This window comes from Sphaerisporangium sp. NPDC088356 (assembly GCF_040685555.1).
Classification (GTDB): Bacteria; Actinomycetota; Actinomycetes; order Streptosporangiales; family Streptosporangiaceae; genus Sphaerisporangium.
On record NZ_JBFBIK010000171.1, the window covers coordinates 1 to 11,164 of the forward strand.

The 11,164-nt window shown below is 70.4% G+C and carries 7 protein-coding genes; all 7 read left to right on the top strand.

Annotated elements, in window-relative coordinates:
- Nucleotides 1–41: 41 nt before the first annotated feature.
- The 7 genes from AB0O34_RS34280 (at nt 42) to AB0O34_RS34310 (ending at nt 11,115) form a co-directional block, all read left to right on the top strand.
- Nucleotides 42–1,562: a sugar ABC transporter ATP-binding protein gene (locus tag AB0O34_RS34280; RefSeq protein WP_363922708.1), complete on the top strand. Its 1,521-nt coding sequence runs from the start codon at nt 42–44 to the stop codon at nt 1,560–1,562.
- Nucleotides 1,559–2,605 (top strand): ABC transporter permease, encoded by a 1,047-nt coding sequence (locus AB0O34_RS34285; protein ID WP_363922710.1) that lies wholly within the window; start codon nt 1,559–1,561, stop codon nt 2,603–2,605. Before AB0O34_RS34280 ends, AB0O34_RS34285 begins: the two co-directional genes overlap by 4 nt.
- The gene (gene yjfF, locus AB0O34_RS34290) at nt 2,602–3,588 is read left to right on the top strand and encodes a galactofuranose ABC transporter, permease protein YjfF (protein ID WP_363922712.1); all 987 of its coding nucleotides are present in this window, start codon (nt 2,602–2,604) and stop codon (nt 3,586–3,588) included. The genes AB0O34_RS34285 and yjfF overlap by 4 nt, the downstream gene beginning before the upstream one ends.
- 56 nt (nt 3,589–3,644) lie before the next feature.
- A complete protein-coding gene (gene araB / locus AB0O34_RS34295; protein ID WP_363922714.1) occupies nt 3,645–5,270 on the top strand; it encodes a ribulokinase in 1,626 nt (541 codons plus the stop codon).
- Entirely contained in the window at nt 5,267–5,929 is a 663-nt protein-coding gene (locus AB0O34_RS34300; protein WP_363922716.1) for an L-ribulose-5-phosphate 4-epimerase, read from the top strand. The genes araB and AB0O34_RS34300 overlap by 4 nt, the downstream gene beginning before the upstream one ends.
- A complete protein-coding gene (gene araA, locus AB0O34_RS34305) occupies nt 5,926–7,407 on the top strand; it encodes an L-arabinose isomerase (RefSeq protein WP_363922718.1) in 1,482 nt (493 codons plus the stop codon). The genes AB0O34_RS34300 and araA overlap by 4 nt, the downstream gene beginning before the upstream one ends.
- Before the next feature lie 192 nt (nt 7,408–7,599).
- Nucleotides 7,600–11,115: a S8 family serine peptidase gene (locus tag AB0O34_RS34310; protein ID WP_363922720.1), complete on the top strand. Its 3,516-nt coding sequence runs from the start codon at nt 7,600–7,602 to the stop codon at nt 11,113–11,115.
- Nucleotides 11,116–11,164: the final 49 nt, after the last annotated feature.

Consider the following 11,164-nt stretch of genomic DNA (forward strand, 5'->3'; position numbering starts at 1 on the left):
GCCGCCGCCCACGAACGACAAGGACGAGGAGAGGGCACCACATGGCCAACATGGCCGCACCCGACCCGATCCTGCGGATGAGCGGGATCGGTAAGCGGTTCCCCGGCGTGAAGGCGCTGGACGGCGTCGACTTCCGGCTGCTGCCGGGCGAGATCCACGCGCTGATGGGAGAGAACGGCGCGGGCAAGTCGACGCTGATCAAGGTACTGACGGGTGTCCACGACATCGACGAGGGCGAGATCGAGCTGGAGGGCCGTGGCGTCGCCTTCTCCAGCCCGCTGGCCGCCCAGCAGGCCGGGATCAGCACGGTCTACCAGGAGGTCAACCTCTGCCCCAACCTCTCGGTGGCGGAGAACATCTTCATCGGCCGTGAACCCCGCCGGCTGGGCCGCATCCAGTGGAGGGAGACGCGCCGCCGGGCCGCCGAGCTGCTGAGACGCCTGGAACTCGACATCGACGTGGCGGCGTCCCTTTCCTCGTACTCGCTCGCGATCCAGCAGATGGTGGCGATCGCCAGGGCCGTGGACATCGACGCCAGGGTGCTGATCCTGGACGAGCCCACATCCAGCCTGGACGCGGGCGAGGTCGCCCAGCTGTTCAGGGTGATGCGGCGGCTGAAGGACCAGGGCATCGCGATCCTGTTCGTGTCCCACTTCCTCGACCAGATCTACGAGATCGCCGACCGCATGACGATCCTGCGCAACGGCAGGCTCGTCGGCGAGTACCCGACCGCAGAGCTGCCGCAGGTCGAGCTGGTCGCCAAGATGATCGGCCGCGAGCTCGCCGATCTGGAGAAGCTGGAGGGAAAGCCGCCAGTAAGGGAGGGCGCGCCGCTGGTGGAGGCCAGGGAACTGGGCAGGACCGGGGCGATCGAGCCCTTCACGCTCACCATCCGGAAGGGCGAGGTCGTCGGCCTGGCCGGGCTGCTCGGTTCGGGCCGCACCGAGATCGCCAGGCTGCTGTTCGGCGCCGACCACGCGACCACCGGCTCGGTCCGCGTCGACGGCGAGCAGGCAGGACTGCGCACCCCCCGGGCGGCCATGGGCCACGGCATCGCCTTCTGCTCGGAGAACCGGCGGGCCGAGGGGCTCATCCCAGACCTCACCGTGGGCGAGAACCTCGTCCTCGCCCTGCAGGCGACGCGCGGCTGGACCAGGCCGGTCCCCCGGAGCAGGCAGGACGAGCTGGTCGGCAGGTACATCGCGGCGCTGAACATCCGCCCGGCCGACCCCGAGCAGCTCGTCAGGAACCTCAGCGGCGGCAACCAGCAGAAGGTGCTGCTCGCGCGCTGGCTGATCCTTCAACCCCGGCTGCTCATCCTGGACGAGCCCACGCGCGGCATCGACGTCGGCGCGAAGGCGGAGATCCAGCGCCTGGTGGCCGAGCTGTCCGACGGGGGCACGGCCGTGCTGTTCATCTCCGCCGAGCTGGAGGAGGTGCTGCGGCTCAGCCACAGGATCGGCGTGCTGCGCGACCACCGGCTGGTGGCGGAGCTGGACAACGGCGAGAACCTGACCAGCGAGGTGCTGATGGAGACCATCGCGAGCGGAGGCTCCTCATGACGGCCTTCCTGAGGCATCGGCTGCTGTGGCCCGTGGTCATCCTGATCGCGCTGCTGCTGCTCAACGTGGTCTTCACCGACGGCTTCCTGTCGGTCCAGATCAAGGACGGCCACCTGTACGGCAGCCTGGTGGACATCTTCCGCTTCGGCGCGCCCCTGATCCTCGTGGCGCTCGGCATGACCCTCGTCATCGCCACCGGCGGCATCGACCTGTCGGTCGGCTCGGTCGTCGCGATCGCCGGAGCGCTGGCGTGCCTTCGGATCAGCGACCTGCACGACCAGAACTCCACCGGTGGCGTGCTGGCCGCCGTCGGGGTCACGCTCGTGCTCTCCTTGCTGCTCGGCGCATGGAACGGCTTCCTGGTCGGCGGGGTCGGCATGCAGCCGATCATCGCGACGCTGATCCTCATGGTCGCCGGGCGCGGCCTGGCGCAGCTCATCACCGACGGCCAGATCATCACGATCAACAGCACCCCCTACAAGCTGATCGGCGGCGGGTACTGGCTCACGCTGCCGTTCGGCATCATCGTCGTGGTGGCCGTGCTGGCACTGACGGCGTTCCTCACCCGCCGCCTGGCCCTCGGCCTGCTGATCGAGTCGGTCGGCGGCAACGCCGAGGCCAGCCGCCTGGCCGGCATCCGCTCCCGCGGTGTGATCATCATGGTCTACACGTTCTGCGCGCTGTGCGCGGGCATCGCCGGGCTGATGGTCAGCTCGAACGTCTCCAGCGCGGACGGCAACAACGCCGGGCTGTGGATCGAACTGGACGCGATCCTCGCCGTGGTCATCGGCGGCACCTCGCTGGCCGGCGGCCGGTTCTCGCTGTCGGGCACCGTGCTCGGCGCGCTCATCATCCAGACGCTGACCACCACCATCTACTCGATCGGCGTGCCGCCGGAGACGACGCTGCTGTTCAAGGCGCTGGTGGTCACCGTGGTGTGCCTGCTGCAGTCCCCGGCCTTCCGCGAGAAGGTCTTCCGCCGCAGGCGGCGTTCCCCTCGGGCGCCGACGGCACTCCAGGAGAAGATGAGGGTCCCGGCATGACCACCGTCGCCATCCTCGTGATCCGCCGCGCGCTGCCGCGCAAGTACGTACCCGTCCTTGTGACCACCGGTCTGTTCCTAGCGATGTTCGTCATCGGCGGCATCCGCTACGAGGGCTTCGCCGGCGGCCAGGTGGTGCTCAACGTCTTCATCGACAACGCGTTCCTCCTCGTGGTCGCCGCCGGCATGACGTTCGTGATCCTCACGGGGGGCATCGACCTGTCGGTCGGGTCGGTGGTCGCCCTGTCCACGATGATCTCGGCGACCCTGGTCACGAACCACGGCTGGCCCGCGCCGGCGGTGATCGCGCTGGTGCTGGTCATCGGCGCGGCGCTGGGCCTGGGCATGGGCGCGATCATCCACTACTTCGAGATCCAGCCGTTCATCGTGACGCTCGCCGGGATGTTCCTCGCCCGGGGCCTGTGCTACACGATCAGCACCGACTCGATCTCCATCACCGACCCCACCTTCACCGCGTTCGCGCAGACCAAGGTGCCCTTGGGCGCCGGCGTCTGGGTCTCCCCGAGCGTGGTGATCGCGATGGTCACCGTGCTGGTGGGGGCCTACGTGCTGCACTACACCCGGCTCGGCAGGAACGTCTACGCGGTCGGCGGCAGCGAGCAGTCCGCCCTTCTCATGGGCCTTCCCGTGGCCCGGACCAAGATCGCCGTGTACACGATCAGCGGTTTCTGCTCGGCGCTCGGCGGGGTGCTGCTGTCGTTCTACATGCTGTCGGGGTACGGCCTGCACGCGGTCGGCATGGAACTGGACGCGATCGCCGCCGTCGTCATCGGCGGCACGCTCCTGACGGGCGGCTCTGGCTACCTTCTGGGCACCGTGCTCGGCGTGCTCGTGCTCGGGCTGATCCAGACGATCATCAGCTTCGAGGGCACCCTGAGCTCCTGGTGGACCAAGATCTTCATCGGCCTGCTCTTATTCGCCTTCATTCTCCTGCAGCGCCTGATCGGCGCGCGCAAGAAGTAGCACTGCCCATAATCCCGACTCTGAGGGTCAAAGTGAGCGTTAACGGTAATCGCTATGTGATAGGCGTGGATTTCGGCACCCTGTCGGGCCGCGCCGTCGTGGTACGGGTCGAGGACGGCGCCGAGCTGGGCGGGGCGGTCCACGAGTACACCCACCGGGTCATGGAGGACACCCTGCCCGGCGGTGAAGTGCGTCTCGGCCCCGACTGGGCGCTGCAGTCACCGAGGGACTGGTGCGACGTGCTGCGCCACGCGGTGCCCGAGGCGCTGGCCGCGGCGGGAGTCCCCGCCTCGCAGGTCATCGGCATCGGCACCGACTTCACCGCGTGCACCGTGCTGCCCGCCACCGCCGACGGCACGCCGCTGTGCGACCTGCTCCCCGCACGCCCGCACGCCTGGCCCAAGCTGTGGAAGCACCACGCCGCCCAGCCGCACGCCGACCGGATCAACGCGCTGGCGGCCGAACGCGGCGAGCCCTGGCTTCCGCGCTACGGCGGCAAGATCTCCTCCGAGTGGGAGTTCGCCAAGGGCCTGCAGGTGTTCCAGGAGGACATCGAGGTCTACCATCTGGCGGAGCGGTGGATCGAGGCCGCCGACTGGATCGTCTGGCAGCTCACCGGAGTGGAGACCCGCAACGTCTGCACCGCCGGATACAAGGGCGTCTACCAGGACGGCGGCTACCCCTCCGAGGAGTTCCTGGCCGCGCTGGACCCGGGCTTCACCGGCTTCACCGGCAAGCTCGGCCACGAGCTTTCCCCGCTCGGCGGCCTCGCGGGACGGCTCACCGCCAGGGCGGCCGGGTGGACCGGCCTCCCCGAGGGCATCGCGGTCGCGGTGGGCAACGTCGACGCGCACGTCACCGCCGCCGCCGCCGACGCCGTGCGGCCGGGCCAGATGGTCGCCATCATGGGCACCTCCACCTGCCACGTCATGTCCTCCGACCGGCTGGCCGAGGTGCCGGGCATGTGCGGGGTGGTGCGCGACGGCATCGTCCCCGGCCTGTGGGGGTACGAGGCGGGCCAGTCGGGCGTCGGCGACATCTTCGCCTGGTTCGCCGAGACCTCGGTGCCCGCCTCCTACACCGAGCGGGCCGCCGGGCTCGGGCTCACCGTCCACGAGTACCTGACCTCGCTGGCCGCCGAGCAGCGGATCGGCGCGCACGGGCTGGTCGCGCTCGACTGGCACAACGGCAACCGCTCGGTGCTGGTCGACCACAACCTCTCCGGCGTGATCGTCGGCCAGACGCTCGCCACCAGGCCGGAGGACGTCTACCGGGCGCTCATCGAGGCCACCGCGTTCGGCGCCCGCGTCATCGTGGAGACCTTCGAGGGCTCGGGGGTGCCGGTGGAGGAGTTCGTCGTCGCCGGCGGGCTGCTCAGGAACCCCTTCCTCATGCAGCTCTACGCCGACGTGCTGCGCCGCCCGCTGTCGGCCATCGGCTCAGAGCAGGGGCCCGCCCTGGGCTCGGCCATCCACGCCGCCGTCGCCGCCGGGGCCTACGACGACATCACGAAGGCCTCCGCCGCGATGGGCAAGCGCACGATGGCCGCCTACGTGCCGGACGACGCGCGGGCCGACGCCTACGACCGGCTGTACGCCGAGTACCGCCGGCTGCACGACCACTTCGCCGACGGGGAGCTCATGCACCGGCTCCGCGCGATCAGGGACGAGGCCAGGGCATGATGCTGGAAGAGCTGCGGGAGACGGTCTGCCGGCTGCACGCCGAGCTGGTGCGCTACGGCCTGGTCGCCTGGACCGCGGGCAACGTCTCCGGGCGGATACCCGGCGGCGACCTGTTCGTCATCAAGCCGAGCGGGGTCTCCTACGACGACCTGACCCCCGAGTCGATGGTCGTGTGCGACCTGGACGGGCACCTCGTCGAGGGCGGCTTCTCGCCCTCCAGCGACACCGCGGCGCACGCCTACGCCTACCGCCACATGCCCGAGGTGAACGGCGTGGTGCACACCCACTCCACCTACGCCTCGGCGTGGGCCGCGCGCGGTGAGGCGATCCCCTGCGTGCTCACCGCGATGGCCGACGAGTTCGGCGGCGAGATCCCCGTCGGGCCGTTCGCCCTGATCGGCGGCGACGACATCGGCAAGGGCATCGTGAACACGCTGTCGGGCCACCGCTCCCCCGCCGTGCTCATGCGCAACCACGGCGTCTTCACCATCGGCGACTCGCCGAAGGCCGCGGTCAAGGCCGCCGTCATGTGCGAGGACGTCGCCCGCACCGTCCACGTGGCCCGGCAGCTCGGCGAGCCGCTGCCGATCGCCGCCGCCGACATCGACCGCTTGTACGACCGCTACCAGAACGTCTATGGACAGAGGAGTCACCTGTGAAGCTTTGGTTCCTGACCGGCAGCCAGGGCCTGTACGGCGAGGACACGTTGCGGCAGGTGGCCGACCAGTCCCGGGAGATCGCCGGAGCCCTCGGCCGGACCCTGCCCTTCGAGGTGGTCTGGAAGCCCGTGCTCACCGACGCGGCGGCCATCCGCAGGGTGTGCCTGGAGGCCAACGCCGACGAGGACTGCGGCGGGCTGATCGCGTGGATGCACACCTTCTCACCGGCCAAGATGTGGATCGCCGGGCTGGACGCGCTGCGCAGGCCGCTGCTGCACCTGCACACCCAGGCCAACAGGGAACTGCCGTGGAGCTCCATCGACATGGACTTCATGAACCTCAACCAGGCCGCGCACGGCGACCGCGAGTTCGGGTACATCCAGTCCAGGCTCGGCGTGCCGCGCAAGACCGTGGCCGGGCACGTGAGCGACCCCGAGGTGGTGGCGCGCGTCGGCGCCTGGGCGCGGGCGGCGGCGGGACGGGCCGAGGTGGGCTCGCTCAGGCTGGCCAGGTTCGGCGACAACATGCGCGACGTGGCGGTCACCGAGGGGGACAAGGTCGAGGCGCAGCTGCGGTTCGGCGTCTCGGTGAACACCTACGGCGTCAACGATCTGGTCGACGCGGTCGGGGCGGCCTCCGACGCGGAGGTGACCACGCTGGTCAAGGAGTACGAGGACGGCTACGTCGTGGCCCCCGAGCTCCGGGCGGGCGGGGAGCGCCACGAGTCCCTGCGGTACGCGGCGCGCATCGAACTGGGCCTGCGCCACTTCCTGGAGGACGGCGGCTTCAAGGCGTTCACCACCAACTTCGAGGACCTCGGCGGGCTGCGGCAGCTGCCGGGGCTCGCCGTCCAGCGGCTGATGGCCGACGGCTACGGGTTCGGCGGCGAGGGCGACTGGAAGACCTCGGTGCTGCTGCGCACCCTGAAGGTCATGTCGGCGGGGCTCACCGGGGGCACCTCCTTCATGGAGGACTACACCTACCACCTGACGCCGGGCGAAGAGGTCATCCTCGGCGCGCACATGCTGGAGGTCTGCCCGAGCATCGCCTCCGGGACCCCCTCGTGCGAGATCCACCCGCTGAGCATCGGCGGCCGCGAGGACCCCGTGCGGCTGGTGTTCGACGCCCAGCCAGGGCCGGCGGTCGTGGTGGGCCTGGCCGACATGGGGGAACGGTTCCGGCTGGTCGCCAACGAGATCGACGTGGTCAGCCCCGCCGAGCCGCTGCCGCGCCTGCCGGTCGCCCGCGCCGTCTGGAAGCCCCGCCCGAACCTGCGCGTCTCGGCCGAATCCTGGCTGACCGCCGGGGCCCCGCACCACACCGTGCTGTCCGCGGCGTTGGGCGCCGAGGAGCTGACCGACTTCGCCGACATGCTCGGCGTGGAGCTGGTCCTGATCGACGCCGACACCACCTCCCGGCGGTTCGCCCAGGAGCTGCGCTGGAACCAGGCGTACTACCGCCTCGCCCAGGGATTCTGATCGCCTCGTACGCGCCGAAGGAGGGGGCCCGCCGTTCGCGTTAACTTTTATGACAAATCACGTTTTCACGAGTCAAGTCCTTGAAAAGCTGACAAGATCGATTCACGATTCTCCACGTGGGCTGTAAAGATCACGTGCGGCCCACGTCACTTTCCCCGGCGGGACACCCCCGCCCGGCGTGAAGGAGATCGTGTGTCCATCGCCCCCCGACGCTGGCGAGCGGTCCTGACCGGGACCGTCGCCGCTCTCACGCTCTTGCTCCCCCAGGGTGTGGCCCAGGCCGCTCCCGACCCCGACAAGATCGACAAAACCGTCCTCGCGAAGCTCGCGACGGACGACAAAGCCACCTTCTGGGTCCGCCTGAAGAGCGACGCCGACCTCAGCGCGGCCCGCGAGGCGAGGACCAAGACCGAGAAGGCCGAGCAGGTCTTCCGGGCCAAGACCGAGCTGGCCGCCTCGTCGCAGAAAGGCCTTCGCGCCCTCCTCACCGCCGAGCGCGCCGACTTCACCCCGTTCTGGATCGCCAACGCCGTCCAGGTGACCGGCGGCGCCAAGCTCGCCTCGGAGATCGCCAAGCTCCCCGAGGTGGAGAGCATCGAGCCCACCCGCGTCACCAAACTGCCCGAACCGCTCCCGGGCAAGGCGGTGGCGAAGGTCCAGGCGACCGAGTGGAACATCGACCGCGTCAACGCCCCAAGAGTGTGGAACGAGCTGGGCGTCCGCGGTGAGGGCATCGTCGTCGCCAGCATCGACAGCGGCGTGCAGTTCGACCACCCCGCGCTGGCCGCCCAGTATCGCGGCAGGAACGCCGACGGGACCCTCGATCACAACTACAACTGGTTCGACCCGGCGGACGTGTGCCCGAGCGCCGCGCCGTGCGACAACAACGACCACGGCACCCACACCATGGGCACCATGGTGGGCGGTGACGGCGGCGCCAACGTCATCGGCGTGGCCCCCGGCGCGAAGTGGATCGCCGCCAAGGGGTGCGAGACCAACAGCTGCACCGACGCGTCGCTGCTCGCCTCGGGGCAGTGGGTGCTCGCCCCCACCGACCTGAACGGCCAGAACCCGCGCCCCGACCTTGCGCCCGACATCGTCAACAACTCCTGGGGCGGCGCGGGCTTCGACCCCTGGTACAAGGAGATCGTCGAGGCGTGGGTCGCGGCGGGCATCTTCCCCGCCTTCGCCAACGGCAACCTCACGGGCGCGGGCTGCAACTCCAGCGGCTCGCCCGGCCAGTACATCTCCAGCTACAGCGCGGGCGCGTTCGACGTCAACAACGCCATCGCCGGCTTCTCCACCCGCGGCTCCGGCGAGAACGGTGAGATCAAGCCCAACCTCGCGGCGCCCGGCGTGGACGTGCGCTCGTCCATACCCGGCGGTTACGACAGCTTCTCCGGCACGTCGATGGCCAGCCCGCACCTGGCGGCCACGGTGGCGCTGATGTGGTCGGCCTCCCCCGCCCTTCAGGGCGACATCGCCGGCACCAGGGCGCTGCTCGACCGCACCGCGATCGACGTCGACGACACGCGCTGCGGCGGCACCGCCGGCGACAACAACATCTGGGGCGAGGGCCGGCTCGACGCCTTCGCGGCGGTCCAGGCCGCTCCCACCGGGGCGCTCGGCGGGCTGAGCGGCACGGTCACCGCCGGCGGCTCGCCGGTCGCCGGGGCGACCCTCACCGTCACCGGGCCGCTGAGCCGTACGACCACCACCGGTCAGGACGGGACGTACGCGCTGCCCCGCCTGCTGGAGGGCGACTACCGGCTCACCGCGGCGAAGTTCGGGTACGACGACGCCACCGCGAGCGTCACCGTCGTGGCCGACCAGACGGCGACCGAGAATGTGACGATGACGCCGCAGCCCTCGGGTACGGTGTCGGGAACGGTCACCGCCGGGGGCGCGCCCGAGGTGGGCGCCACGGTCGCCGCGGTGGGCACCCCGGTCAGCGCGGTCACCGACGCCGCGGGCCGCTACCGGCTCACCCTGCCGAACGGCGCCTACGATCTGAACACCACCCCGCTGTCGCGGTGCGCGGGCGGCCTCACCGTGCCGATCACGGTGAACGGCGACCTGACCAAGGACGTCGAGCTGCCGCGCCGCGCCGACACCTTCGGCTACACCTGCTCGGCCGCCCCCGAGACCTACGTCGCGGGCACCGGCAAGCAGGCGCTCACCGGCGACGACACGGCCCAGCCGATCACGCTGCCGTTCACCTTCCCCTTCTACGGCACCGGCTACACCAGCGGCTGGATCAGCAGCAACGGGGTCCTCGGCTTCGCCGCCTCCAGCACCGCGGCGAACAACGGATCGCTGCCCTCCACCGCCGCGCCCAACGCGGCGCTCTACCCCTACTGGGACGACCTGGTGCTCGACGACCAGTCCGGGGTCTACACCGCCACCATCGGGACCGCGCCCAAACGCACCTTCGTCATCGAATGGCGCGACGCCCGGTTCTACTCCGACGCCTCCCAGCGCATCTCGTTCTCGGCGCTGCTGGGCGAGGACGGCTCGGTCGGGTACCGCTACCGCGGCATCACCAACGAGCGTGCCGCGGGCACCAGCGCCACGATCGGCATCGAGAGCGCGGGCGGCACCGACGCGCTGCAGTACTCCTTCAACAGTGCCGCGCTCGCCGACGGCCAGGGCCTGACCTTCGCCGCGAGCCGGCACGGGCTGCTGAAGGGCACGGTCACCGACGCCAACGACGGCAAGCCGGTGCCCGGCGCGACGGTGAAGGTCGGCGACGTCGCGACCTACACCACCGGGGACGGCGGCACGTTCCTCGGGCAGATCCTCGTGGGCGACTACCGGGTCGAGGTGTCCAAGGCCGACTACGGGACCTTCAGCCAGGAGGTCACCATCACCGCCGGGGCCGTGACCCGGGTCGACACCGCGCTGTCCACCGGCCGCGTGTCGGCCTCGGTCGGCGAGCTGACCCTGGTGATGCCGGCCGAGTCCACAAGGTCCGGCACGGTGGGGCTGTCCAACCTGGGCGCAGCCACGGCCTACACCGTCGTGACCGACCCCGCTCAGGGCTGGCTGGCCGTGACGCCCGCCGCCGGCGATCTCGCCACGGGTAAGTCGGTGACGCTGAAGGTCACCGCCTCCAGCGCGGGTGTCCAGCCGGGCACCGTACGCTCCGGCAAGCTGCTGGTGCGCTCGGCGAGCGGCCGGAACCCGCAGATCGAGATCCTCGTGACGGTCGTGGTGCCCAAGCACCAGGTGGCCATCGACGTGGGCGCCACCAAGGATCTGCTCGATGCCGCCGGTGACCGCTGGACCGCCGACCGCAAGTACGTCGCGGGCGGGTCGGGCTACGTGGGTTCCAGCACGAGCACCAGCACGGCAAGCAAGCCGATCAAGGGCACCACCGAGCAGGAGCTGTTCAAGCGCGCCCGCGAGAAGATGCTGGAGTACCGGTTCGACCAGGTGCCCAACGGCACCTACACCGTCGAGCTGGGCTTCGCCGAGACGCGCGACATGCGCGAGGGCAGGCGCGTCTTCGACGTCATCGTCGAGGGCCAGCTCGCGATCCCCGCGCTCGACCTGGCCCTGGAGGCGGGCACGTACACCGCCGTCAACCGGCAGTACACGGTGAAGGTCACCGACGGCCAGCTCAACGTGCGCTTCGCCGAGCGGGTCGGCGATCCCATCGTCAACGCCATCCGCATCTCGGAGCGTCCCGACAAGGCCATCCTCTAGTGGCCTGAACCCGTGCCGCCCGTCCCGCCCCCATGGCGGGGCGGGCGGC